Origin of the sequence: Shewanella psychrotolerans (assembly GCF_019457595.1) — a bacterium.
GTDB lineage: Bacteria > Pseudomonadota > Gammaproteobacteria > Enterobacterales > Shewanellaceae > Shewanella > Shewanella psychrotolerans.
Map to the genome: position 1 here is coordinate 629,485 of NZ_CP080419.1, position 26,255 is coordinate 655,739.

General features: G+C 44.6%; 22 protein-coding genes. 11 read left to right on the forward strand and 11 right to left on the reverse strand.

Annotation, left to right across the window (positions count from 1 at the left end; genetic code table 11):
* The first annotated feature begins 315 nt into the window (after window positions 1–315).
* The 4 genes from K0I62_RS02865 to K0I62_RS02880 all read left to right on the forward strand — a co-directional run bounded on the left by K0I62_RS02865 (window position 316) and on the right by K0I62_RS02880 (window position 5,116).
* Window positions 316–1,533, forward strand: a complete 1,218-nt coding sequence (locus K0I62_RS02865; RefSeq protein WP_220070038.1) for an aspartate aminotransferase family protein — start codon at window positions 316–318, stop codon at window positions 1,531–1,533.
* Window positions 1,534–1,670: 137 nt separating this feature from the next.
* A complete protein-coding gene (gene astA, locus K0I62_RS02870; RefSeq protein WP_220070039.1) occupies window positions 1,671–2,690 on the forward strand; it encodes an arginine N-succinyltransferase in 1,020 nt (339 codons plus the stop codon).
* Between the two features lie 9 nt (window positions 2,691–2,699).
* Entirely contained in the window at window positions 2,700–4,160 is a 1,461-nt protein-coding gene (gene astD / locus K0I62_RS02875) for a succinylglutamate-semialdehyde dehydrogenase (protein ID WP_220070040.1), read from the forward strand.
* 158 nt (window positions 4,161–4,318) lie between these two features.
* On the forward strand, window positions 4,319–5,116 hold the full coding sequence (locus K0I62_RS02880; RefSeq protein ID WP_220070041.1) for a DUF1338 domain-containing protein: 798 nt from the start codon (window positions 4,319–4,321) through the stop codon (window positions 5,114–5,116).
* Window positions 5,117–5,194: 78 nt separating this feature from the next.
* Here K0I62_RS02880 and K0I62_RS02885 read toward each other — a convergent pair whose 3' ends face one another.
* From K0I62_RS02885 to crp, 4 genes are all read right to left on the reverse strand, one after another.
* Window positions 5,195–6,529 carry a sensor histidine kinase gene (locus tag K0I62_RS02885; RefSeq protein WP_220070042.1) on the reverse strand — a complete coding sequence of 445 codons (1,335 nt, stop codon included), beginning with the start codon at window positions 6,527–6,529 and terminating at the stop codon, window positions 5,195–5,197.
* On the reverse strand, window positions 6,526–7,200 hold the full coding sequence (locus K0I62_RS02890) for a response regulator transcription factor (protein ID WP_220070043.1): 675 nt from the start codon (window positions 7,198–7,200) through the stop codon (window positions 6,526–6,528). Before K0I62_RS02890 ends, K0I62_RS02885 begins: the two co-directional genes overlap by 4 nt.
* Before the next feature lie 108 nt (window positions 7,201–7,308).
* Complete coding sequence (locus K0I62_RS02895; RefSeq protein WP_220070044.1) at window positions 7,309–7,647, reverse strand: PepSY domain-containing protein; 339 nt, start codon at window positions 7,645–7,647, stop codon at window positions 7,309–7,311.
* A gap of 80 nt (window positions 7,648–7,727) precedes the next feature.
* The gene (crp, locus tag K0I62_RS02900; RefSeq protein WP_011864391.1) at window positions 7,728–8,363 is read right to left on the reverse strand and encodes a cAMP-activated global transcriptional regulator CRP; all 636 of its coding nucleotides are present in this window, start codon (window positions 8,361–8,363) and stop codon (window positions 7,728–7,730) included.
* A gap of 460 nt (window positions 8,364–8,823) precedes the next feature.
* Between crp and K0I62_RS02905 the strand changes: the two genes are divergently transcribed.
* On the forward strand, window positions 8,824–9,603 hold the full coding sequence (locus K0I62_RS02905; RefSeq protein WP_258405071.1) for a tetratricopeptide repeat protein: 780 nt from the start codon (window positions 8,824–8,826) through the stop codon (window positions 9,601–9,603).
* Window positions 9,604–9,894: 291 nt separating this feature from the next.
* Here K0I62_RS02905 and K0I62_RS02910 read toward each other — a convergent pair whose 3' ends face one another.
* The 3 genes from K0I62_RS02910 to K0I62_RS02920 all read right to left on the reverse strand — a co-directional run bounded on the left by K0I62_RS02910 (window position 9,895) and on the right by K0I62_RS02920 (window position 12,105).
* Window positions 9,895–10,782, reverse strand: a complete 888-nt coding sequence (locus K0I62_RS02910; RefSeq protein ID WP_220070045.1) for a phosphoribulokinase — start codon at window positions 10,780–10,782, stop codon at window positions 9,895–9,897.
* 100 nt (window positions 10,783–10,882) lie between these two features.
* Entirely contained in the window at window positions 10,883–11,128 is a 246-nt protein-coding gene (locus K0I62_RS02915; protein WP_220070046.1) for a YheU family protein, read from the reverse strand.
* Between the two features lie 5 nt (window positions 11,129–11,133).
* Window positions 11,134–12,105 carry a hydrolase gene (locus tag K0I62_RS02920; RefSeq protein WP_220071261.1) on the reverse strand — a complete coding sequence of 324 codons (972 nt, stop codon included), beginning with the start codon at window positions 12,103–12,105 and terminating at the stop codon, window positions 11,134–11,136.
* 135 nt (window positions 12,106–12,240) lie between these two features.
* On the opposite strand from K0I62_RS02920, the gene K0I62_RS02925 reads away from it, so the two are divergent.
* Both K0I62_RS02925 and K0I62_RS02930 read left to right on the forward strand, forming a co-directional pair.
* On the forward strand, window positions 12,241–12,747 hold the full coding sequence (locus K0I62_RS02925; RefSeq protein WP_220070047.1) for a twin-arginine translocation signal domain-containing protein: 507 nt from the start codon (window positions 12,241–12,243) through the stop codon (window positions 12,745–12,747).
* Window positions 12,748–12,809: 62 nt separating this feature from the next.
* Window positions 12,810–14,402 (forward strand): GMC family oxidoreductase, encoded by a 1,593-nt coding sequence (locus K0I62_RS02930; RefSeq protein ID WP_220070048.1) that lies wholly within the window; start codon window positions 12,810–12,812, stop codon window positions 14,400–14,402.
* Window positions 14,403–14,461: 59 nt separating this feature from the next.
* Here K0I62_RS02930 and K0I62_RS02935 read toward each other — a convergent pair whose 3' ends face one another.
* On the reverse strand, window positions 14,462–14,896 hold the full coding sequence (locus tag K0I62_RS02935; protein WP_220070049.1) for a TIGR02444 family protein: 435 nt from the start codon (window positions 14,894–14,896) through the stop codon (window positions 14,462–14,464).
* 51 nt (window positions 14,897–14,947) lie between these two features.
* Window positions 14,948–16,861: an ABC transporter ATP-binding protein gene (locus K0I62_RS02940; RefSeq protein WP_220070050.1), complete on the reverse strand. Its 1,914-nt coding sequence runs from the start codon at window positions 16,859–16,861 to the stop codon at window positions 14,948–14,950.
* Window positions 16,862–17,037: 176 nt separating this feature from the next.
* Between K0I62_RS02940 and K0I62_RS02945 the strand changes: the two genes are divergently transcribed.
* Window positions 17,038–17,238 (forward strand): YheV family putative zinc ribbon protein, encoded by a 201-nt coding sequence (locus K0I62_RS02945; protein WP_220070051.1) that lies wholly within the window; start codon window positions 17,038–17,040, stop codon window positions 17,236–17,238.
* Window positions 17,239–17,266: 28 nt separating this feature from the next.
* Here the strand turns inward: K0I62_RS02945 and K0I62_RS02950 are convergent, their stop codons facing one another.
* Both K0I62_RS02950 and K0I62_RS02955 read right to left on the reverse strand, forming a co-directional pair.
* Complete coding sequence (locus K0I62_RS02950; RefSeq protein ID WP_220070052.1) at window positions 17,267–17,578, reverse strand: hypothetical protein; 312 nt, start codon at window positions 17,576–17,578, stop codon at window positions 17,267–17,269.
* A gap of 123 nt (window positions 17,579–17,701) precedes the next feature.
* Window positions 17,702–19,624, reverse strand: coding sequence for a methyl-accepting chemotaxis protein (locus K0I62_RS02955; protein WP_220070053.1), 1,923 nt, complete (start codon window positions 19,622–19,624; stop codon window positions 17,702–17,704).
* A gap of 290 nt (window positions 19,625–19,914) precedes the next feature.
* Between K0I62_RS02955 and K0I62_RS02960 the strand changes: the two genes are divergently transcribed.
* The 3 genes from K0I62_RS02960 to K0I62_RS02970 all read left to right on the forward strand — a co-directional run bounded on the left by K0I62_RS02960 (window position 19,915) and on the right by K0I62_RS02970 (window position 26,050).
* On the forward strand, window positions 19,915–21,348 hold the full coding sequence (locus K0I62_RS02960; RefSeq protein ID WP_220070054.1) for an MFS transporter: 1,434 nt from the start codon (window positions 19,915–19,917) through the stop codon (window positions 21,346–21,348).
* Between the two features lie 269 nt (window positions 21,349–21,617).
* Window positions 21,618–23,021, forward strand: a complete 1,404-nt coding sequence (dbpA, locus tag K0I62_RS02965) for an ATP-dependent RNA helicase DbpA (RefSeq protein ID WP_220070055.1) — start codon at window positions 21,618–21,620, stop codon at window positions 23,019–23,021.
* Between the two features lie 1,175 nt (window positions 23,022–24,196).
* Window positions 24,197–26,050: a PKD domain-containing protein gene (locus tag K0I62_RS02970; RefSeq protein WP_220070056.1), complete on the forward strand. Its 1,854-nt coding sequence runs from the start codon at window positions 24,197–24,199 to the stop codon at window positions 26,048–26,050.
* Window positions 26,051–26,255 lie beyond the last annotated feature (205 nt).

Consider the following 26,255-nt stretch of genomic DNA (forward strand, 5'->3'; position numbering starts at 1 on the left):
ATAGCATCTTGATGTTTATATATGCATTATTGATGCATGCTTAGTGAATTTGGGTGCAAATAAACTTTTTTATGACTAATTATGCCCAAAACCCCCATGCTAAACGCTTGTATAACTCTTAAGCCCAAATCTTTATGCACTAATCGTGCTCTCAATCATTACTTAGAGTGTAAGAAACTGGTATTTTGATCACATTTTCGTTATTAATGTCACTTAAGATAACTAAACAACCGTCGCCGCTATAGGCAATCGTTAAGATAAAAGACGGATACGACAGGCTTTTGAGCCATCGGCAACAAATAAAGGATGAGAGGAATGAGTGTGAACAATACGTTAACCCGAGCCCAATTTGATGAAGTAATGGTGCCTAACTATGCACCGTCTGCCGTTATTCCTGTTCGTGGTGAGGGAAGCAGAGTTTGGGATCAGGATGGCAATGAGTACGTCGATTTCGCTGGCGGTATTGCTGTTAACTGTTTAGGTCATTGTCATCCAGCACTTGTGGGCGCACTAAAAAAGCAGGGAGAGAAGCTTTGGCATCTTTCTAATGTCATGACAAACGAACCTGCGTTAGCACTAGCCACTAAGCTGGTTGATGCTACCTTTGCTGATAAAGTGTATTTCGCTAACTCTGGCGCAGAAGCAAACGAAGCCGCGTTGAAACTGGCTCGACGTTACGCTTTGGAGAAGTTTGGCGCAGAAAAAGATCAAATTATCGCTTTCGATAAAGCTTTCCACGGACGTACTTTCTTCACCGTGAGTGTGGGTGGGCAAGCGGCTTATTCAGATGGTTTTGGCCCTAAGCCACAGAGCATTACCCATTTACCATTCAATGATATCGTCGCGTTAGAAGCGGAAGTGTCGGATAAGACTTGTGCGATTATGTTAGAACCGCTGCAAGGCGAAGGTGGCATTATCGATGCGGACATTGAATTCTTAAAAGCCGTACGCGCCCTTGCTGATAAGCACAATGCATTGGTTATTTTCGATGAAGTACAAACAGGTGTCGGTCGTTTAGGTGAGCTATATGCTTATATGCGTAATGATGTTGTACCTGATATCTTAACCACAGCTAAAGCCTTAGGAGGTGGTTTCCCGATCGCAGCTATGTTGACCACCAATGAGATTGCTGAACATCTTAAAATTGGTACTCATGGTTCAACTTATGGTGGTAATCCATTAGCCTGTGCCATTGGTAATGCGGTTTTAGATGTTGTTAATACGCCAGAAGTACTTGATGGTGTTAAGCGTCGCGAACAGCTATTACGCGATGGTCTCAACAAGATCAACGACAAGTACCATGTTTTTGAAATGGTCCGTGGACAAGGTCTACTGATTGGTGCGGTGTTAAATGAACAATATCAAGGTCGTTCAAAAGAGTTCCTCGTTGCATCAGTGGCTGAAGGTTTGATGACACTGATCGCTGGTGCAAATGTTATTCGTTTTACCCCTTCTCTGGTTATTCCTGAGGCTGATATTGCCGAAGGTCTTGCTCGTTTCGAACGTGCTGTAGCTAAAGTGGTTGCTGGCTAATAGATAGATTAAGCGCGGATAGATTATTCGCGCTTTTTTTTGTCAGTAGAAATACTTGAATCTTAGATGCTAAATGCCTGTCTTATATTTAACAGGGATTTGCATTTGAGTGACGAGCAAAACTGAGGAGACCAAAGATGTTAATTATCCGTCCCATTCGTTCCAGCGATTATGAGGCTCTATATCAAATCGCTGTGGAGTCAGGTCATGGATTCACGTCTTTACCCGTCAATGAAGCGCTATTAAGAAGTAAAATTGCTCGCGTCGAAGCATCATTTGTTAAACAGATCGACAAACCATTCGATGAAGGCTATCTAATGGTTCTGGAAGATACCGAGACCGGTGAAGTGGTCGGTACCTGTGGAATCGAAGCTGCGGTTGGCATGGTAGATGCCTTTTATCATTATCGATTAGGTACCGAAGTTTACTATTCAGAGCAAATTGGCGTACGCAATGAAGTTGAAACGCTGACGCTATGCCACGATTACACTGGCTCTGCTGAGTTATGTACGCTGTTTTTACGTGAATCTTATCGTAAAAATAATAACGGCCGTATGTTGTCACGTAGCCGCTTTCTCTTTTTAGCGCAACACGCTGCACGTTTTGGTGATGTGGTGATTGCTGAAATGCGTGGCGAGAGCGATACAGAAGGTAATTCACCTTTTTATGGCTGGTTGCAAAAGAACTTCTTAGGTATCGATTTTGTGCAAGCTGACTATTTGTCTGGTTTAGGGCAAAAGGCGTTTATGGCTGAGATGATGCCTAAAAATGCTGTTTATGTTTGTTTACTGCCTGAAGAAGCGCAGAAGGTGATTGGTGAAGTACATGCCAATACGCGTCCAGCATTGAATCTACTCCAAGCGGAAGGTTTTAGATGCCGTGGTTATGTCGATATTTTCGATGGCGGTCCAACGGTTGAATGTAATCTTAACGATATTCGAGCGGTGAGAGAGAGTCGTTTGTTGACCGTGAATGTCGGTGATATGCCTGAATCAAAAAGCTGCTTTATTCTTTCAAATACTTTGTTAGCGGATTATCGCGCTACATCGGCAAATTTGCTGGTCAGTGACGAAACTGATGAAGTGACAATTTCACCTGAGCTTGCAACTGCATTGATGGTTGCTCAAGGTGAGCAGATCCGTGTCTTGGCAATTTAGGGAATTACAATGAGTCAATTTATTAACGGCCAGTGGGTTGCCGGTCTTGGTCACGATGTGACATCGAAAAACCCTGCTAATAATGAAATTATTTGGAATAGCAAAACCGCGACACCAGAGCAAGTTAACAGCGCTGTTGAAGCTGCCCGTAATGTACAGTTTGATTGGTTTATGCTTGGCTTTGAGGGGCGTTTAGCGATTGTTGAGGCTTACCGTGATCAGCTTGAGGCTAACAAGGCTGAGATCGCAGAAACCATTGCTCAAGAAACGGGTAAACCTCAGTGGGAAACGGCGACTGAAGCGGGAGCCATGATTGGTAAAATTGGGCTTTCAGTTGCGGCGTACAATAAGCGTACTGGCACCAGTGAAAGCGACACGCCAGCAGGGCGCGCCGTGCTGCGTCATAAGCCACACGGTGTTGTTGCGGTATTTGGGCCATACAACTTCCCAGGTCATCTACCTAATGGTCATATTGTGCCAGCATTGCTTGCCGGTAATACCGTGGTATTTAAGCCTTCAGAACTTACCCCCAAAACGGCTGAGCTAATGCTTAAGCTTTGGCAGCAAGCAGGGCTTCCTGCTGGTGTGATTAACTTAGTTCAGGGGGAAGTCGAAACGGGTAAGGCATTAGCCTCTCATCCACAAATCGACGGCCTGTTCTTTACTGGTAGTTCACGCACTGGCCATATTTTACATCAACAATATGCCGGTCACCCAGGTAAGATCTTAGCCTTAGAGATGGGCGGTAATAATCCGCTTATCATCAAAGGGGTTGAAGATACTAAAGCCGCTGTTCATGACATTATTCAGTCGGCTTACATCTCTTCGGGTCAGCGTTGTACCTGTGCTCGTCGTTTATACCTAGAGAAGGGAACTCAAGGGGATGCACTATTAGCGGAACTGATAAAAGCCGTTAAGCAGATAAAAGTGGGTCCTTGGAATGCTCAGCCTCAGCCGTTTATGGGATCGATGATCTCTGAAGCTGCGGCTAAAGGTATGATTGAAGCTCAGCGCAATTTAATCAACTTAGGTGGTACTGCTTTGGTTGAACTGACTCATCTTGAGGCGGGTACAGGCTTAGTTTCTCCCGGTCTTGTCGATGTCACTCAGGTGATTGAACTGCCAGATGAAGAGTATTTTGGCCCATTGTTACAAGTGGTTCGCTACAGCGACTTTGACGAAGCGATAAAGCTGGCCAACGATACCCGTTATGGTCTTTCTGCTGGTATTTTGGCCGATAGCCGTGATGATTATGAGTATTTCCTCGCGCGTATTCGGGCTGGCATCGTTAACTGGAATAAACAGATCACTGGCGCGTCAGGCGCGGCCCCATTTGGTGGTGTCGGAGCGTCGGGTAACCATAGGGCAAGTGCATTCTATGCCGCCGATTACTGTGCTTACCCTGTTGCTTCGGTTGAAGCCGATGCGGTCAGTCTGCCGGCAACCTTAAGTCCAGGCTTAACTGTTTAATATGAAATTATGGGATATCTTATTGAGATATCCCATTTTTATAGCTCGTACATTAAAGAGATGACGCTGTACTCTGGTTAGTTGATATCGTGATAACAATAATACTAACGTGGCGTGAGCTAATGATTAGCACTAGGATACCGTTGAGGATTAAATTAATGCACACAGATGTAAATAAGCTATTTGCTTCCTTATGGGAAGACTATGTTGAGATGACACCTTCGGCCGCGAAAGTACACCAATTGCTGGCTAAGGGTGACGATATTATTAACGATCATATTGCGCTACGTACCTTTAATATTGATAAAGTAAACTTGAGCGTGTTAGCCAAGCATTTCGAGTCAATCGGATATGTAGCATGTGGTGATTATCACTTCGAAGCGAAGAAGTTAAAGGCGAAGCACTTTGAGCATTCAGATCCGACTCAGCCCAAAGTCTTCATTTCTGAGTTGATGGTTGAAGCGTTTAGTCCTGAGCTACAATCCACCATAAAAGGCTTGGTTGACCAAGTTGAAGTGGCAGCAACTACTGCGGATAACTTCTTATATTCTGGTCGCCACTGGGAATTAGACTCTAGCACCTATGAAGCATTGCTTGCTGAAAGTGAATACGCCGCATGGGTAGCCGCATTTGGTTATCGTGCTAACCACTTTACGGTGTCGATTAACCATCTGCCAGGTTATCACACCATAGTTGAAGTGAATGATGCGCTTAAGCAGGCTGGCTTTGTGCTTAACAGCGTCGGTGGGGAAGTGAAAGGTTCTGCTGAGGTGTTACTTGAGCAATCTTCAACCATGGCAGATAAGATTGATGTCGCCTTTAAAGACACTGTAAAGCGTATTCCAAGCTGTTTCTATGAGTTTGCTCTACGTTACCCTAAAGCAGACGGCGAGCTCTACACGGGCTTTGTGGCAGCTTCTGCTGACAAGATCTTTGAAAGCACCAATGCGATGTAAGCATATTGCTTAAAAAAACAAAGCCGATATTAATTTATCGGCTTTTTTAACGATAAAACTGCTGGTTAACGATGAAAGCTATAGCTTTTTAAACTCCAAGCAGATCTTTAATCCACCAAGATCGTGGCTTCGATCGAAGTCCAGCTTAATCTCATATTGCTCGGCAATATCTTTGACGATCGAAAGACCTAAACCATGACCCATAATGTCTTCGTCTAAGCGTTTTCCTCTGCCAGTAAGCTGTGAAAGTTCATCATTAGCAACCCCTGGACCGTCGTCTTCAATAGTGAACTCAATAGTGTCTCCCTTGTTGATGACGTTGATGAAAACTTGTGACTTTGCCCATTTGTAGGCGTTATCGAGCAAGTTACCTATCAACTCCATGCCATCTTCACGGTGGATAGGTAGGCGTGAAACCGCATCGGGAATGTCAAACTGACAAATCACCTGTTTTGTTTGATGTACTTTATCCAGTGTTTGAGTGAGGTCGAGCAGATCTTTTGGCAGTTGCATTTGCGCAGCTGGCAGCATGTCGCCTGTTATTCTTGCCGCAGCCAATTTGCGTTCGATCATCTTGTGAATTTGATCTAGTTGCTTTTGCAGCGCAATGGCCGAGTCTGGATCTTTCAACCCCAGCGTTTCAACTTGCTGTTGCATTACCGCGAGTGGCGTCTTCAAGCCATGACTAAGGTTCCCTAAGTTATTGCGGCTACGCTCCATCTGTTTGCTCGCGTATTGCAATAACTCGTTATATGTCTCGGCAATCGGCGTAAGTTCGGGGGGGATCTTGTTAACATCCAAGGAGGTGATTTCGCCCTCGCGAAGTCTTATTAAGGCTTGCTGCATAGCACTTATCGGTTTAAACGATTGCCTTAAAACAATAAAAATACCGCAAACCATGGCGACTAACATGGCGAGGTTAACCCCTAACTTAGTACCGTAGACTTGGGTGAACACTTGACGGCCAATACTTAAGTCTTGAGCAACGGTCAGGGTCGTTTGTATATTCGCGCTCTTGCTACTTATGCCGATTGAAAGTAGTTGAATATCGTGATTTTGTGGGCCTTTGGTTTGCCAAACCCGAGTTTGACCTTTGGTAAGAGGACGAACATCGAGGCGCTGATCCCACAGGGAGCGTGATCTTAGTTCGATATCATCCACATTGAGTTGGTAATAGCGGCCAGAATAGACAGGTTTATAGAAACTGGAGAGCTGGCTATTGTCTATGCTTATCTCGCCATCTTCAAAGGTGATGGCAACCAATACTTGCTGCAGATCTTCCTCTAAGCGGGCAATAATAGAGTCGTGAAACGCTTGGCGCAACATAGACTCAAAAATGACAATCGCCACGAAGGTGGAGATGATCACTAAAGCTGATAACCAAAGGCTTAGCCGAGTCCGAATCGATATCATTGTTTCAGGCCGTGAAAGATATATCCTTGACCTCGGCGAGTTTCGATAGCGGTTTTTCCGAGCTTTTTACGTAAATGGGTAACGTAAACTTCGACGACATTGCTCTCTTTTTCATCATCAAACTGATATAGCTTGTCGGTCAACTGTGCTTTAGAGAGTAGCTTTTTTGGGGACATCAAGAAGATTTTCAGTAACCGAAATTCCATGGCGGTAAGCTCAAAATTATGCTCCCCCACCATCACACTTTGCTGATTCTCATCTAAGACAACGCCTTCGAAGCTCAGTTCTTTGGTTGGCGTGTTGGTTTTGCCATGGGCGCGATTGATCAGAGCATGGATCCGTGCCAGTAACTCTTGGGTATGGAATGGTTTTCCAAGGTAATCGTCAGCGCCAGCATTAAAGCCTTCGACCTTTTCGTGCCACTGACTGCGCGCCGTCAACATGATGACAGGTGTGTTTAGTCCTTGAGTACGCCACTTTTGCAGTAGATCTAATCCATTGCCGTCGGGGAGGCCAATATCAAGAATGATGCAATCATAGTGAGTCTCTTTAGTCAGGTAGTCTGCTTCACTGACTTTATCGGTGACGTCTGTGACATAGCCAGCCTGTTTGAGCTGCTTTGCGAGCTCTTCAACTAAAAGGGGGTTATCTTCAACGAGCAGCAATTTCATAGTAAGCATCTACCTATTTTAGGTTGTGAGTGACTAGCTGAACGCGCGATTTATGTCGCGTTACTAACAAGATAATACACTCTTTAATTTCGCGGATGTAGCTTAAGGCTATTTTTTGTCAATTCGACAAGCAATGGGGAGTTGCGTGTATTGTTGAGGTTTACCTGTAGTCGCATCAATACTCAAAGAGATCATCTCACCAGCATCACTACGCAGCTGTAAATCATAATGCCAGTTGCCTTGGTTTTGATAAAGGTGAGCGTCGAGTAATTTACCCGCGCAGTATCGTTTCATATGGGTAAGGGCGAAATCAAGCGAGACGATTTTTCCTTCGCTCACAAGTTGTTTGGCTTGATTATGTTCTACTTCGATAAGCGGCTGCGCCTGAATCGACGAGACAGATAAGAGTGAGGGCATTAATACGCTAACAAAGTATATCGGTTTCACTAACGCTGTCCTAAAAAAATAGCCTGACAAGATGTCAGGCCACTTTATATAAGATCTATTAAATCTAACTTAATACTAGCTTAGCGAGTACCATATACCACGATTGTTTTACCGTGTGCTTGAATAAGATTTTGTTCTTCAAGCATTTTAAGAATACGGCCAACGGTTTCACGTGAACAACCCACGATCTGACCAATCTCTTGACGAGTGATCTTGATCTGCATTCCGTCAGGATGGGTCATCGCATCAGGTTGCTTAGCTAAGTGTAATAATGTCTGCGCAATGCGGCCAGCAACATCAAGGAAGGCTAGATCGCCCACTTTTTGGCTGGTGCTTTGTAGACGATAAGCCATTTGTGAAGACAGTTTCATTAAGATTTCAGGATTAACTTGGATAAGTTGCTTGAATTTCTTGTATGAGATTTCTGCAATTTCACATGCTTGTTTAGCGCGAACCCATGCAGTACGCTCAGCTTGTTCTTCGAACAAACCTAGTTCACCGATAAAGTCACCTTGGTTAAGGTAAGAGAGGATCATCTCTTTACCTTCTTCATCTTTAATCAAGACAGCGACAGAGCCTTTAACGATATAATACAAAGTATCAGAGTCTTCACCTGCATGGATCAGAGTGCTTTTGGCTGGGTATTTATGAATGTGACAGTGTGATAAAAACCATTCCAAAGTTGGATCCGGTTTAGGCTTACCAATCAGAGCCATGCCTGTGTTCCTCGACTGATTAATGTAAATACAAGAATATGCTAAATAAGCAGACTACGTCAATTGAGCTGAAAAAACCTCGTTGGAGATCAAACTTTGCCATAAAGATGCAAGGCGTTACTCAATTCTACTACCATTTAGATATGGAGGTTTATTTTGATACATTAGTAATATATGTCAACTAATACCTTAAAAACCGCATGTTATTTGCCTGACAATGCTGCGTAAATCACATCTAACTTAGCCTTACAGTCTTTACCATACCTCACAGTCCTTACCATAATGTGACCACAGGAAGATTAAATGCATTTTAATGTGCTTTTCTCTCGACTTGAGAGGTCAATTATTGCTAACGTAATTTTGGATTCTAGTTATGTAGATGTAAGATTGAAGCTGCCAAACGTTGTGGTTGAACCATTTAGTGCTTACATGGCGTGAATGGCCTAGGAGAAAAGATACCGTGAAAATTAATGCTTGGATAATGGCCGTTGTATTATTGGCCGGCATGTCAGTCAGTCAAGGTGTGTTGGCATTTTCCCTTCCGCAGACAGAGCAATCGTTGAAAGCAAGCAAGTTAGCCCATATTCAGCTAAAAGCGACTCTGGGAGAGTCTGAGGCGCAATTTCTACTTGGTTTAATGTATCTGTCTGGTCGTTTTGTCGAACAAGATCAAAATCTTGGGGTTAAGTGGGTTATTAAGGCTGCCGAGCAAGGGCATCTAAAAGCTGCCCAAACTATTGCCGATTTGGCCTTTGATGGCAAAATTATCAAACGGGATCTGATCTTAGCTGAACATTGGTATCAGCAACTTGCAGATAAAGATGATAAGTGGGCGCAATTTCGCCTTGGTTTTATTTATGCCGCCGGTGGTCAAGGAATTGAACGTAACTGCGGTAAGGCTGTTGACCGATTTCTGGCTGTAGGTGATGACGTTTCTCTAGGAAATGTTGTATGGATATTGTCTACGTGTCCCGAATCTGAGTATCGTAATGGTGATATGGCCATTGAAATAGGTAAAGGATTGGTTGCGGCTAATAATCAAGACCCGACTAATTTAGATAACTTAGCTGCAGCGTATGCGGAAATTGGTGATTATACCGCCGCGATCAATACGCAGCAGCGTGCTATTGAAGCACTGAAACAAACCGCTGAGTACAATCGCTATGATGAGTTTGAAGCAAGATTGCACCATTATCAGCAACAAAAACCCTATCGTGAAGTGATCCCTTTGGGTGAGTAGTTACTTAACTCCAGCTTATGTTATACGCCAATGTCGAAAGAGGTTGGCGTTTTTATTTGCTCAAAATTAATGGCCGTTTGTCTTTGGTATTCGATGAATTTACTGACGGGAATGATAAGAGAGGGAGATTAGGTACGCTAGCATACTCAAGGAAGCAAACAGATCAAGATGGGGGAATTCACTCCCAAGAGTATACTAACTATCAGTCTTTCGCCTGAAATCCCGATAACCAAGAGTATACGCTGACAGACTTAAACGAAGCTTAAGTTAATTCACCTGCATTCGGTATCATTATTCATTATCTAAATCGAGCAGATGCTGTCTCTTCTCTAATAGATCACGGATCAGTGGCGTTAATATCAACTCCATTGCCAATGACATCTTACCGCCGGGCACCACTAAGGTATTAATTCGAGACATAAACGAGCCATCTATCATTTTTAAGTAATAGGGAAAGTCGACATTTTTTATGCCGCGGAAACGAATGACGACAAAGCTTTCATCTAAGCTAGGGATCGTTTTTGCGCTAAACGGGTTCGAGGTGTCTACCGTCGGCACGCGTTGAAAATTAATATGAGTGCGTGAAAACTGTGGTGTCATGTGATTAATATAATCATCCATGCTGCGCACAATTGACCCCATCACCTTTTCACGGCTGTGGCCTCTGTCAGAGGTGTCTCTAATGATTTTTTGGATCCACTCAAGATTGACAATCGGTACCATGCCAATAAGCAGATCGACATGTTGAGCGACATTGCAGTCCTCAGTGACCACGCCACCATGTAACCCTTCGTAATAGAGCATATCGGTATTTTCTGGCAGTGGTCGCCACTGAGTGAAAGTACCTGGCATTTGATTAAAGGGAACCGCCTCGTCAAAGGTGTGTAAGTAGGAGCGAGTCTCTCCCTGACCGGTTGCGCTATAGTCTCTAAAACACTGCTCTAGCTTCGCGAAGTCATTGGCTTCGGGGCCAAAATAGCTAATGTTTTTATTTTCATTTTGAGACTGACGAATTTTCAGTTCCATCTCTGGGCGGGTGTAGTGATGAAAGCTGTCTCCCTCGATCACGGCAGCATTGATTCCGAGCTGACGGAATATGTGACTGAATGCTGTTGTGGTGGTGGTTGTGCCTGCTCCAGAGGAGCCTGTAACGGCAATAATAGGATGTTTAGCTGACATTTATTTACCTAAGAAATGCTGAAATAGACACCGTTGCACAGCAGCGGTGGAGCAATAGTTATACGGCACAGACCCGTTAAAGGTCAATCTTCCTGTTCATTCATGGGTGCTGCGCAAGCGTGTTATCTTTGTGTCGAATCGCAATAGATTCGTCATCTTCACTGTATTCCACCACAAGTTCAGAGCGTGATAATGCTTGCTTACATTGAGCAATGGCTATTGACATTGCGTGATCATCCATCGTAACAAAACTACCATCTTCCATCTGGGTCAGCAGAAACTCTTTTATTAAATTTTCCAATGTGGCTTGGGGAAGCTGCAATAACGACTGATATGGCACTAACATGGTTTTTATCCTTGGCCGAACAGAAAGTGGAGAATACGTTTTTCTAAATAGTATTTGGGATGCAAGGGGCTACCTCCATCAATAAAGCCAACGTGCCCCCCGTTGCTATGCAGTTCATAGGTGACTGCTGGGGCTAAATCATCGTGGGCTGGGATCACTTCATCATTCATAAAGGGATCATCTTTAGCGTGAATGACCAATGTTGGCTTGGTGATGTGGCGCAAATAGGGTAGACCGCTGGCACGCTGGTAATAATCTTCAACGCTAGTAAATCCATGCAGTGGTGCTGTCACCTTATCATCAAACTGATGAAACGTAGTTAATTGTGCGACTTCTGCTTGAGTAACGGGCATTTGCGCCGTTAGGTTGGGTACGCTGAGCTTATCATGCACTTTTTGCTGTAGCTGCTTTATTAAGTAGCTTTGATAAATCTTTGAAAACCCGCTCTTAAGCCTTGTCGCACAGGCGCCGAGTTGCAGTGGTGCCGATACGATCACTCCTGCGTTAACCAGACTTGCCTCTCTGTACTCACCTAAATATTTGGTCAATACATTACCGCCAAGACTATAACCTACTGCCGATATTGGGCTATCAGGATATTGCGTCGCAATCATGGTTAGCGTGGTCTGTAAGTCTTGGGTATCGCCACTGTGATAACTGCGAGCCAGACGGTTGGTGACACCTGAGCAACTTCTATGGTGATGGACGACTGCGCATACCCCTTTGTCAGCCATCATGTTCAGCAGGCGTCGAATATAATGTGAGTCAGCGCTTCCCTCTAGGCCATGAACCAGTATGACTATAGGGTTACCTTGAGTGGGGGGGCTTAACCAATCGAGATCGATAAAATCGCCATCATCTAGCTCCAACCGTTGCCTTGTTAGTTCAGGTCTGTCCACCTTAGTCAGTACTGGCAATATTGTTTGAATATGAGGGTTTCTCGCCCACCATGGTGGCGTAAATAGAGGCTTTGTCATCATTGGCTATTGCTGAATATTAAAACGTGTGTTTAATTATGAGAAGTAACGCTAGTGTAACACAGATCCTTGGACTGAAATTAAGGCACCTTTTGGCCTAACATCGACAGCGTAATATTAAGGATAGCGGAGACAATGAATAGACGTACGTTTTTAGTCACGGCTCTCGCGGGTACCGGAGCGCTGGCGCTCGGGGTTAATCTCTACAGTCCTTCTTACGTGGGGGTGAACAAGCACCTTAATAGCGAACATCAGCTGCTATTTAGTTTATTGGTTCCGGTGTTTCTCGATGGTGCCTTGCCACAAACCGAATCCTTACGTGTAGCGGCGCAGAATCGCACTATAGACGCGATTGTCGCAACGATGGCATTGCTACCAACAGACGCCCGCGATGAGCTAGAACAGCTGCTAACTCTGCTTGAGTCTCGCTTAGGATTATTGCTCCTTACTGGCAGTATGACCCCCCTGTTGCTTCGAACGCCTAATGAGCTTATTGAGATGTTAGAAAAATGGCGATCGAGTTATCTCGATATGATGGTGACGGCCTACCAAGGATTAAGGGAGTTGGTGGTGGCCAGTTATTATGCTTGTCCCGAACATTGGGGGCGATTAAATTATGAGAAGCCCATCTTGTTCAGTTAACCCGCTATCGTTAGTTTGTTACTTAATAATATAAAAAGAGTATTCAGCTCGGAGGCAGAGTCTTGGCCATACAAGATCCCATAGTAGAAGGTTTAGCCAAGGGCTGGAATCATATTGATGCCAGCCAAGTTAGCGCTCCCTTAACGCTCGAAGCCGACGTGGTTATTGTTGGTAGCGGCGCAGGCGGCGGCGTTGCTGCCGAGATCATGGCTGAAGCTGGCTTATCGGTGATCATTGTCGAAGGCGGGCCACTGAAGTCGTCCGAGAGCTTTAATATGGAGGAGCGACGAGCCTATCCAAACCTCTATCAACAAGCCGCGTCGATGAAAACCAAAGATAAAGCGATTGGGATATTTCAAGGCCGGGCGGTGGGAGGTTCAACCACAGTTAATTGGACTACATCGATCCGTACTCCTGATCACGCATTAGCGTTTTGGGCAAAAGAGAAGTCTGTTAAGGGGCTATCCACAGAAACGCTCGCCCCTTGGTTTGCCAAGATGGAGCAGCGACTCAATATCAGCAAATGGGAGTTTGAGCCTAATCGTAACAATATGGCACTAAAGCAGGGATGTGAGGCATTAGGTTGGGAGTATACAGTGATCAAGCGCAATGTAGCTGGTTGCTGGAATACTGGCTATTGCGGCATGGGGTGCCCAGTTAATGCGAAGCAATCGATGTTGGTGACTACCATTCCTGCAGCGTTAGAGCGTGGAGCCACCTTAGTTAGTCGTGCCAAAGTGGCCAAAATTGAATATCACCAAGATAAAATTTTTGGATTGAAGGCCCAAGCACTGAGTCAAACATTAACGCCTACTGGGGTTGAGTTGTTATTTAAGGCCAAACATTACATCTTGAGTGCGGGCGCCATTCATACTCCAGCCTTGATGATGCGATCTAAACTACCTGACCCCTACGGCATTATCGGCAAACGGACCTTTTTACACCCAACGGTACTGAGTGGTGCGTTGTTTAACGATGCGATTAACGGCCATAGTGGTGCGCCGCAATCTATCTATTCCGATCAATTTGTTTGGCAAAATGGGGCCGCTGGCGATCTGGGTTATAAATTGGAAGTACCGCCAGTGCACCCGATTTTAATTGCATCGAAAACCTTAGGTTACGGCCAAAGCCATGCGGATTTGATGGCACAGTTTAATCAACTTCAAGTCACTATTGCATTGGTCAGAGATGGTTATCATCCCGATAGCCAAGGTGGACAGGTGGAATTAACTGATCACGGATTTACCCTAGACTACCCTCTCAACAATGCCTTCTGGGAAGCGGCTCGACGGGCATTTGCCAGCATGGCTGAGCTTCAATTTGCCGCTGGTGCCGAAAAAGTATTACCCATCAGCGAAGGCATGTCGATGCTATCAAGTTGGCCCCAAGCTAAAAAAGCGATTGCAGAGATGACCTTAGCACCGCTAAAAACCATAGTGGCGAGTGCACATGTGATGGGAGGTTGCCCAATGGGAGAAGACCCTAAGATGTCGATGGTGAACAGCGAAGGGCGCTCACATTATTTTGACAATCTGTCGGTGATGGATGGCTCGTTATTTCCAACCAGCTTAGGCGCTAATCCGCAGCTGTCAATTTATGGGATCACTGCAAGAAACGCGACACTGCTGGCGCAGGAGCTTAAATTAAAAAGCTGATTTAAGCTAACCTGCTGACTGAATTGAGCACTTAAACTGCACGTCCGAATTGGACTTGTTTAGCTCAACTCGGGGTAGAGGTTAACATCTATACCAAATAGGCTCAGATAGCGTGGCAGATTATGTGAGGTGTCTTCTGCCGCGCACTGTCTTAATTTATGTAAAATTAGCCCTTGTTCTTTACGCTCTAGCATCAATTCAACATCTAACATTTGCTGATATTCATTTTCTGTTAAATTGTTTTTACTTAACTTTCTAAGACGGCGGTAAGGTTGTAATATCCGCTGCTCCCAACAGTCTATCTGTGCAAAAAGTTGCTGCCATGCGTCGGTGCTGAGCCAATAACGTTGGCTGTCTAGCCAATGAGCGAGCAGCAGCAGATTAACGTTAACGCCGTGTGCGTCTTGTAATTTAAGACACGCTTCCTGCAGCTTGGCATAAAGCCCATCACACTCTTGCCATAGCGACAAATCGAAGTGATTAAGATAGGTCATTATTGTCATCCTTGTTACAAATAAATGTTTAGAGCAGTAGCTACTTGTAGGCTAGCTTAATTCAGCTTTGACACTTTGCTCTACCGTTTCTATTTCTTCTTGCAGTTCAAGCCATTCAAGTTCACTCTCTTCGAGGGCTTGAGTTAGCTTAGTTCGCTCGCTTAATACGTCGGTGAGCTTGGCTTTATTATCGGCATCATACAAGCTCGTGTCTGCGAGCATGTTCTCAAGTTCGCTTAATCTTTCAGTATACTGCTGTTGGCTTTTTTCCAGTTTGCTTTGCACTTTCTTCATGGGCGAAAGTTTTTGTCTTAATTCTGCTTCGAGGCGTTTTTGCAATTTTTTATCTTGGGCTGGTGATGCCTCTAGCGCTGTTTCGTTCTTACTTTCACTCTTGGCGGCATCGAGTAACCACTGATGATAGTCATCGAGATCGCCATCGAAACTGCGTACTTCACCTTGGTCGACCAGGTAATAATCACTGCAGCTGAGACGCAACAGATGCCTATCGTGAGACACAATGATCATCGCGCCTTCGAACGATTGTAGTGCCATGGTTAGCGCATGACGCATCTCAAGATCTAAATGGTTGGTGGGTTCATCGAGCAGTAATAGGTTAGGGCGTTGCCACACCAGCAGCGCTAACACTAAGCGCGCCTTTTCTCCCCCAGAGAAGGGGCGAACAGGAGCGAGCGCCATATCACCGTTAAAACCAAAGCCGCCTAAGAAGTCGCGCAGCTCCTGTTCTCTGTGATTAGGTGATAGACGACTTAGATGCTGCAGTGGCGAATCATCTAAGCGTAGAAATTCAATTTGATGCTGAGCGAAGTAACCAATATTAAGCCCGGGATTGGTTTCATAGATGCCACTCATGGGCTTGAGTTGTTCTGACAATAGCTTAATGAGCGTCGATTTACCCGCGCCATTACGACCAAGTAGGCCGATACGCGCCCCTGGGACTAAGTTTAGGTGTACATGATTTAAGATGGCTTTATCGCCATAGCCCACGGAGACCTGCTCCATTTTTACTAAGGGGTTAGGCAGTGCTTCAGGTGGTCTGAACTCCATATAAAATGGACTATCGGCTTTTGAGGGTAACAGCTCGGTCATGCGTTCGAGGGCTTTTAGGCGACTCTGCGCTTGTTTAGCCTTACTGGCTTTATAGCGGAAACGGTCGACAAATGACTGCATGTGCGAGCGCTCTTTCTGTTGGCGATCAAAAGCCACTTGCTGCTGCGCCATACGCTCGGCTCTAATACGTTCAAAGGCGCTGTAATTACCTTTGTAGTAGTTGAGTTTCTGGTGCTCTACATGGACTATCTCATCGACAATCCCATCGATAAAGTCCCTATCATGACTGATTAAGATCAGCGTGCCCTGATAAGACTTAATCCAACCTTCAAGCCAATACATGGTATCTAAATCTAAGTGGTTGGTTGGCTCATCGAGGAGTAGCAGTTCTGCGCGACACAATAGTGCTTGGGCCAAGTTAAGGCGCATGCGCCAACCACCGGAAAAGCTCTTAACGGGATTTTTTTGCTCAGTTTCACTAAACCCCAGGCCTGCTAATAAGCTCGCAGCACGAGAATGAATAGCATAACCGCCAATGGCATCAATTTTTCCATGGAGTAGCGCAATCGCATGACCATCGTCATCGAGTTGGGCTTGATGTAGTTGCTGCTCAAGCTGACGATATTCTCGGTCACCATCGATAACATATTCTAGTGCACTGACATCCAGCGCTGGTGTTTCCTGTGCCACTGTGGATATTTGCCAGCCGCTTGGCACGTTGATCTCACCCTTATCTAAGCTCAAGTGCCCTAAAATTAAGGCGAGTAGTGATGACTTACCTGTGCCATTGGCGCCAACCAACCCCACTTTATGGCCGGGATAGATGGTTAGTGACGTTTCGTCCAATAAGGTTTTGGTGCCACGAATAAGCTGCGCTTGAGTAATGGTGATCATTGCGGTTGATTTGATACTACATGGAGACAATTGGAGGAGGATAATAGCGTAGAAACGGCTATTTTAGCCACTCTTTAGGCGGAACTATTTCCAACTAATTGGAGTCTTTTTGATCTGCTTATGGCAAAATGCGTCCATCAACACAGCTATTGTTATGTCAGCAGGTTAATTGCAGCGTGAGTAGAATCAGAGTCAAGAAACGTTTTGTTGCTGGGGCAAAGTGCCCTAAATGTAAAGCGGCCGACACCATTGTTTTGTTTAAAGAGCAGGGCGTTGAGACGGTTGAGTGTGTCGAATGCGACTATCGCGACCAGCAAACCGAAGAGCAAGTGGCCGCAAAGGCAACAGGCAGCGTGATCGGAGTGTTTAAGCCATAGCCGCGCCGAGTCTACTCTATGCTAGACGCTAGTCTCTAAAACCATCTTGCAAGAATAGATGCCGAGTTTGGTTAAAGCGTGATTCGTCGGTGTCGATGAAATCGATGGCAAGTTGCGCATTCTCTTGGCGAAACTTGTCTAGTTTGGCTATCTCATATTCATTCATTACGATATTCATCGCTTCAATAGTCCATTCGCATTCACCTAGGCCAATATCGACTTCATCGGGCTCATAATGGCTTACCATCCAATCTTGTAATTGCTCGGCTGAGATCTGCTTGTTTTTCCACTGCATTAGTTGTTCAACTAGCTGAGTCTTACTGATGTTATTTTTTGTCATAGCGCTAAAACGTTGTCTCTACAATAGGGTCATTCAATGGCGGCTAGGATAACCATTAATGACCTAAGATGCGACGGCTTAAGCAAGGTTAAGTACTTAAGCCGTTTGGCTGGCAATGGCTCACTAAAACTTAAATCGTGATACCAATTCGTTTAGCTGCACCGCCATCTCTCGCAGATCGCTACAATCTAAAGAGGTCTGGCGTACGACTTCACTGCTGGCGCTTGAGATATCCGCAATCGCGGTAACATGGGGATTAATCTCCCCGACCACATTCGATTGTTCACCAGTTGCGGTTGCGATCTGCGCGCTCATCTCATTCATTGCCAAAATATTCTCAGAGATACTTTGTAAGTGTTCGCCAGAGGTGATCGCCTCCTGCTGGCTATGTTCACTAAGTTCGGTACTCTGGGCAATGGCTTCAACGACATCGCGGGTTTTCGTTTGCAGCTTTTCGATGATATGACGAATATCTTCAGTTGATGCGTGGCTGCGTGATGCCAAGGTTCGCACTTCGTCGGCGACCACCGCAAAGCCGCGTCCTTGTTCGCCGGCTCTAGCGGCCTCAATGGCAGCGTTGAGCGCCAGCAGGTTCGTTTGTTCAGACACCGCTCGGATCACTTCTAACACGGTATCAATGGAGTTGGCATCTTCCGCCAGCTGACTAATGGTTTGGCTGGTATGGTTGAGCTGCTCGCTCATGGTGGCGACACTGGCTATGGTGTTTTGTACCGACAGATTGCCTTGGCTAACGGATTCACCTGCGACTTGTGCATTTTGCGCGGCATTATTTGCACTGCCTGCGATCTCTTCGGCTGTCATACCCATTTCATGGATTGCGGTAGCCACTTGTTCAATTTTGCTCACCTGCTCATTGATCTCATGTTCCATATGTTTGGCTTGATTATCTATGCGCTCGACGGCATCAAACAGATCATTTCCGGTTGCAGAAACGCTTTGTAAAGTTTTACTTAAATAGCTGACAAATTGGTTGTATCCCTCGGCCATACTGCCTGTTTCATCTTGTCGGGTGTCATCGAGTCGTATGCTCAGGTCGCCTTCTCCTTCACCGATCGCTTTGAGTATCTTGGCTAGCTCACCAAATGGGGCGATCAAGCGATTGATTAACCAAGTACTGCTGACCATGATAATCAGTGAGAGCACAAGCCCCATCACCACTAACGACCAAGTTGCATCATTGATCGGGCCATATAGCTCGTCTTTAGGAATTTCAGCGACGAGGTACCAACCTATGGTGTCGAGATAACGACTTGCCACTAGTGTATCTACACCGTTTTTGCGGTATTCAGAGGTCGCAAACAGTTTTTGATTCATCAATTGGCTAATATCGATATCACCCAGTTCGCTAACACTCTTACCCACGTTGGCGGTATCGGCGTGGATTTTGATTATCCCTTTACCGTCGGTTAAAAAAACTAAGCCATTCTCACCGATATGATACTGCCTAACATTGTTGGCTAAGCTGTCCAGTGATAGGCCAACCCCCGCCGCCCCGCTAGCTTGACCATCTATTTTTACTAGATAATTGATAAATAATGTCAAAGTATGGTTAAGGTCATCGACATCAATGGCGAAATCATATTCTTTACCACTGGCGAGAAAGTTATAGAACCATTTATCGCGACTGTCTGTTGGCGAAATAGTTTTAAATAAGCCCTCGTGAGTAAAGTAGTTGCCTGTATTTTTAGAGACTAAGAAAGCGGTAATGGTATTGAATTTTTGCTGAATATTCGCAAGCGACTCAATAAGCTCAGGTTGAATTTCTTTAGGTTCGCTTTGGTTAATATAAGATTGATATTTAAGATTATTTGCCATCACTTTAGCGATGGTTATCGGCGTTAACAGTTGACCATTGACGTCATTAGCAACCTCGCCAAGTACAGCCGGTAGCTCTCGGTTAAGGGTACCGTCTAAGATGATATTACGGCTATTCGTCATCGCATAGAGACTAATTAAAAAGATGGATAAAACCACTGAGATGATAGTAGCGAGTACCACTTTTTGGCGAATATTGAGTGTTAACATAGCGCTTTCTCCTTATGTGAAAATAAGTATAGGAGAGAAACGCCATGCTGGAGTGGAATGTTTACATAGAACTGACTGATAAGTTTAGGGTTAATTGCGGCAAGTGAGCAGATCCAAAAGTAACAGCTCTTAGATCGCGATGGTGAAATGCAGACTCAGATCTAGGCTTGTTATCGGATGTGGTATGGATCGCAATCAATGAAAAATAGTTGTTAATAGCGGTTACAACTGTTGCGTTGTTAAAGGGCTCGCGGTAGTTTGATGTGTTTTTTTATCTTGGATCACATCAAATGAATAATAAAGTCACATCCAATCCTGGCAGTAATACAAAAACCGTATTTCCGCGGATGTTCTGGATCGCTAACGGGGTCGAACTACTTGAGCGCGCCGCCTATTATGGCGTATTTATTGTTATCACTCTCTATCTATCGCGTATTTTGGGCTTTAGCGATGTCGAAGCGGCTTGGCTTGCGGGCTCCTTCTCGGCCGGTCTCTATTTCTTACCGACATTCAGTGGTGCTCTGGCCGATAAAATCGGTTTCAGGGGCGCCTTGTTGCTGGCGTTTGGCCTATTGACTATAGGTTATGCGTCATTAGCCATTTTCCCCATGTTAATCGAGACCCAGGGGCTGGTGGAATACGGTAAAGACACGGTTTACCATGGCTTAAGAGAAGCCGATATTCGCTGGGCGATTATTCCTATCTTAATTATTATCATGATCGGTGGCTCTTTTATTAAAGCGGTGATCACAGGAACCGTAGCCTTATCGACCACCGCAGAAACCCGTGCCAAAGGGTTCTCTATTTTCTATATGATGGTCAACATAGGGGCGTTTTCAGGTAAGACCGTGGTTAAACCGCTACGTGAATCGATGGGCGATATGGGGCTCATTAACCTCAACTACTTCGCCGCCACCATGACCTTTATCGCCTTTGTCAGTATTTTCTTGTTCTTCAAAAGTACCGACAATAATCGCTCTGGTAAGAGCCTAGGCCAAATCTGGCAAGCATTAACGAAAGTGCTGTCTAATGGTCGTTTAATTTCACTTACCGTGATTATCTCTGGTTTTTGGATGGTGCAACATCAGCTTTATGCCACTATGCCAAAATATGTACTGCGCATGGCTGGCGAAGGCTCTTCGCCGTCTTGGTACGCTAACGTGAATCCGCTGGTGGTGTTTTTGTGCGTCAGTGTCGTGACCGCAATGATGGCTAAACGCAGCGCACTATCATCGATGACTATTGGTATGTTTATCATGCCAGTATCGGCACTGTTAATGGCATCGGGCAATATGTTTGCTGGCAGTGAAACTATTTTAGGCATGCATCCTATTGCGGCGATGATGATCATAGGGATCGTGTTTCAAGGTTTAGCTGAGTGTTTTATTTCGCCTCGCTTCTTGGAATATTTTTCACTGCAGGCACCTAAGGGCGAAGAAGGTTTGTACTTGGGCTTCTCACATCTACACTCGTTTATCAGTTCACTGCTGGGTTTTGGTCTGTCAGGATATCTGCTCGAAGCATATTGCCCCGATCCTCGCACCTTTAGTGACCACGCTTTGTGGGTTGAAGCATCATCCCATGCACACTACATATGGTACGTTTTTGCCGGTATTGCGAGTGTTTCAGCTGTCTCTTTGATTATCTATGGCGCGGTAATTAAACGTCTCGATGCCAAAGACAGTAATAGCGATAATGATGAGGGCGAATTAGCAACCGCATAACGTCTCCTATCTAAGCCCTGCGCCGCAGTACGACTCGCTAACTTTGGTGCAGGGCTTTTATGGATTAATCTCTTTAACCTCACTTGCCTAACGCACTTTAGTTAAAACATTGCTATAATCGCCGCCAATACAGGGCAGGACTTAACGCATTTGGTCATCATAGATGTGGTTGGGTTAGCTAGCCTATCTACAAGCGATAACATTCGATTAGCTGCGCAAGCACGATTAATACTCGGCCTAGCTCAGCATGATCCGACTAGGAAAATACCGTGAGCCAAGCCGATAAAAACACTGCGACTGCGTTTAATAGCCTGCCGTTAAAACCAGAGTTACTCGATACCTTAACCACCATCGGCTTTGAATCGATGACGCCTATTCAGGCGCAAAGTCTCCCCGCGATCCTAAATGGCGAAGATGTCATTGGTCAGGGTAAAACAGGCTCAGGCAAAACCGCCGCCTTTGGTTTAGGTCTGCTTAACAAACTTGATGTAAAACGTTTTCGTATTCAGGCGTTAGTTATGTGTCCAACCCGTGAATTGGCCGACCAAGTGGCTGCCGATCTGCGTACTTTGGCGCGTGGTATCCATAACATTAAGATTCTGACTCTGTGTGGCGGTGTGCCTATGGGGCCACAAATCGGCTCACTAGAACATGGTGCTCATATTATTGTTGGTACACCGGGTCGTATTATCGATCATCTCGATCGTGGTCGCTTAGATCTTGAAAACGTGAACATGTTAGTCCTCGATGAAGCCGATCGTATGTTAGAGATGGGTTTTCAAAAGGAGCTAGACGCTATCATGTTTGAAGTCCCGCGTGAACGTCAGACTTTGCTGTTTAGTGCCACTTTCCCTGAGCAAATTCAAACCATTAGTGAGCAGTTCTTGGTTAATCCGGTAATGGTTAAAGTGGAAGGTAAGCATGACGGTAACACCATTGATCAGCATTTTTATGAGTGCGGTAATAACAACGATCGCATGAAAGCCTTACGTCTGCTGCTACTGCACCATAAGCCTGAAAGCGCTGTAGTGTTCTGTAATACCAAACGCGAAACCAAAGATGTGGCCGCTAAATTGGCTAATGATGGCTTTAGTGTTGTCGCACTTCACGGTGATTTAGAGCAGCGCGATCGTGATCAGATGTTACTTCGATTCGCTAACAAGAGTGCCAGCGTGATGGTGGCAACTGACGTAGCCGCTCGCGGACTCGATATCGATGCGCTGGATATGGTGGTTAACTACCATGTTGCCTACGATACCGAAGTGCATATTCACCGTATCGGCCGCACAGGTCGCGCGGGCAGTAAAGGCGCTGCGCACACTTTTTATAATCATGAAGATGGCTATAAGATCGCACTGCTTGAAGATGAGATCGGCCGTGACATCGTGGATGAGGCGCTACCGAGCGAAAGCTTACTCGATACCTATCCACCTCAGCCTCGCATGGTGACGATTCAAATCGACGGTGGCAAGAAGAACAAAGTTCGTCCAGGCGATATCTTAGGTTGCCTAACGGGTGACAACGGCATCGAAGGCACCGAAGTGGGTAAAATTAAGATCACCGAATTCCGCTCATATGTTGCTGTCGATCGTAAAGTGCTGAATAAGGCACTTAACAAGATAACTAAAGGCAAGCTTAAAGGTAAGAGTTATCGCGCATGGGAACTGCGCTAACTTATCGTATTAGCTAACGATTAGGCTAGCCAGCAGTGAGTGTGTAACATTCATATAGATTCGATGAAAGGAGCTAACTAACGTTAGCTCCTTTTTTGTTGTCTGGTGTTTGGCGGGGGCAGTTCATCGAGATATCCTATCTCTTTGTTTGAGCAGCGTTTGGCAGCATGTTTAGTTGTTGAGAGAGTTTGAAGGTCGACCCTCATTGAAGCTTATTGCCTGCCGCAGGCTTAATGTGCAGCTACGTCCGTGACACGCTGTGCGCCATCCCTGGCCGCTCTGCGGTTTCATCCATGAAACAGAAGGTCACTGGTGTATCTACACTCGGTATCTAACGTCTCTTCGATTTGGCCGTGTTTGGTGTGAAGAGGGAATGAAAAAGCTGTTTTGGTTTTGCCCCGAAGTGAGTCGGTGGTCAGCCTGTAAATCGCAAACTTACTGCTCTACAATTTCTTATCTAGGTCCTGTTTGGGCTATTCACCACAAGAAGTAGAAACTGGACAGATATACAGTCATATTTAAATTATGTGACTTTTGGGTGATTTTAAGTCTAAATCCGTGCGCGTTTTGCCGTTGTTGATATTATAACTTCCATTAAAATCAACTAATTGCATCCATTGTTAAGTAGATAATAGGTTTGGAAAACGCGCATGCGCATTTTTCCAGATGGTATATTTAGCAAAATGCTGATAAGTTCATTACATACAGATAGTTAACTGTGCGCGTTTTCACTGGTCCAACGAGGTAAACGCGCATGCGCACTAATAAAATGTTCTTGACCTGCGGTAGACGATTTTTAGCAAAAAAGAAGTGATATTTAAGTCTAGCCGAAGGAATAGATAGAGCCAAACGCGATGGAAGAAACGCCTTATTTATGATAGCTTGAAGGCACTTGCTAAGGCTCGTAAAGCGAAGCTTTAAAGAGACCTGCAATTGACTTCAAGTAAAGAAGCGATGCTTCCCTCACGCCGCAGGGGGGCATCAATTAAGCCCCAAGGGCATGGAATATGAACTCACGGATTGAGTAGCGATAACCGCCTCTCTCCGAAAGTAAAGAACAACCCATTACACGAGACCTTCGGCTCGTGAATCACGATCGTTAGGTGCTATTGATTACAAGCTAGTACTGATGTAACCCAGTCCCCCCTATTGAGTTATAAGGAGAAAAAACCAACATGGACTTTAGTTATAAATTATTCATTCTATTTTTTACCCTATTCGGACTATCTGCTTGCGGTGGCTCTAGCGACAAAGTCAATAGCCCACCAATTGCCAATGCAGGTATTGATCAAACTATTACTGAAAGAAGCTCCATTACTCTTTACGGTACTGGTTCTGATGAAGACGGGGATATAGTAAGTTACCATTGGTCGCAAATTAGCGGTTCCATGGTAGAAACATCAAGCACAGATATAACTGCTGTATCCTTTGTAACACCAAGTGTAGATACTGAAGAAGTAATAGTGTTTGAGCTTACCGTGACAGATAATGAAGGGGCAACAGCATCAGATACTGTAGATATAACGATAACCCCGATATTATTTCCTGTTAATGCAGGGGAAGATAAAACATACTTTAATTACGAAAGTTTTAACTTAAATTGTAATCCGAATGATACAGATATCGGCAATCTAAATTTTTTTTGGAAGCAATTGGAAGGTCCTGAGTTAAAATTAAGTGATACAACCGCATGTTCTCCACAACTACAGCTATCCGATTATGATGGCATCTATACTTTTGAGCTTACCGTGTCTGATGATTATGACACCAATGTGAGTACGGTAAATATCTCCAGTAAAAAGTATAGCGGTGAACGTTCACAAAACAAATATCCAATACCTATGGCGGATTGGTACAGCACTAATAGCGCAGTTCGTCAGTTTACATATGACGAACCTTTAAAATCTTTAACCTCTGACGGACAATATTTATACGCTCTGTTAAGTAACAAACTCCTTGTCTTGGAAGATAATGGCACTGAAATAATTGAGATAAACAGCTATAGCGGGGAGTACTTACAGTTTGGTTTTGCGAACAAACACCTTTATTTAGTAGGCTCTTATGGCATTGATGTTATTGATGCGAGTAACCCATTATCGCTGCTATTAGTTGCTCAATACCCTATTACTCTCCGTGCTTCAGATCCTTTCTATTTATCTTCACAATATGCTTATATACCTCATAACGGAGATGTTTGTGAAATGTGTGAAAATGAAGGCTTTGATGAGCTATATGATGCAATAGATATTAGTATGCCAAATGATCCACAGTACATTCGCAGATTCGGTAATACTTTTGGTGTTGATGTAAACGGTGATTACTATGTTTGGGGGGATTGTTCATTGGTTACAGCTACAGCAGAGCCTGTAAGTGTATGGAAAGATGACGCTGATGGTTGCGACCAGTTTTTAGATGCCGACTCCGGCTGGCCTGATTCAATTTTAGTGAATGATGGAGCTGTTTATCGGATAGATGATAGTCAAAGTGATTTGCGAGTTTACGATGTACATAATAGAAAGCTTACATTATCTCAAATACATTTTGAGAATTTTAAAATTTTGAGTAGTGATCAGTTATTTGGCCAGTACATGGTAAGTGGGAACTATTATTTAAATAGCTTAAATATTAAAAATCCTTTTGAACCAAAACATTTTGCCCGATATAAAGTGCCTGACGAGCTAGTTAGTATGATTGAAAAGGACGATACATTATACGGTATTGATACTGAAGGGGGCCTGATTGCGGTAGATACGCAGTTAATTAAACTTAATCAAGTAACTTCTAATGTCGCCGAAATTGAAGTAGACAAAGCCCTAATTATTAATTACCAGTATACTGCGTTATCAGAAATTGACGGAGATTGCCGTGTAACATCAGGGTACTGCCGCGTTGAGTTTGACAAAGCTAACAATATGTTAAGCGTTGTATGGCAACCAACAGATATAGGAGAGCAAGAAATGCTTCTATATATAGGAAATAAAAACTATACAGTATCAGCAAGAGAAAGAGTTATAGTAATTGCGCCGTGATTTTATTGTATAGATACAAGTGCGTTGCATTTGAAAATTGATACTATCATTAATCAGCAACTAACAAGCCAAGTCAATGGGACAATTTTTAGCTGACTCCGTCGCTACGTTCCTAATTTTAGCCAGCTTGAAAATTGCCCATGCTTGGGGCGTTACTGATCTAATATTATAACGCATTCTGTCCAAAAATATTTCAGCTTGTGCT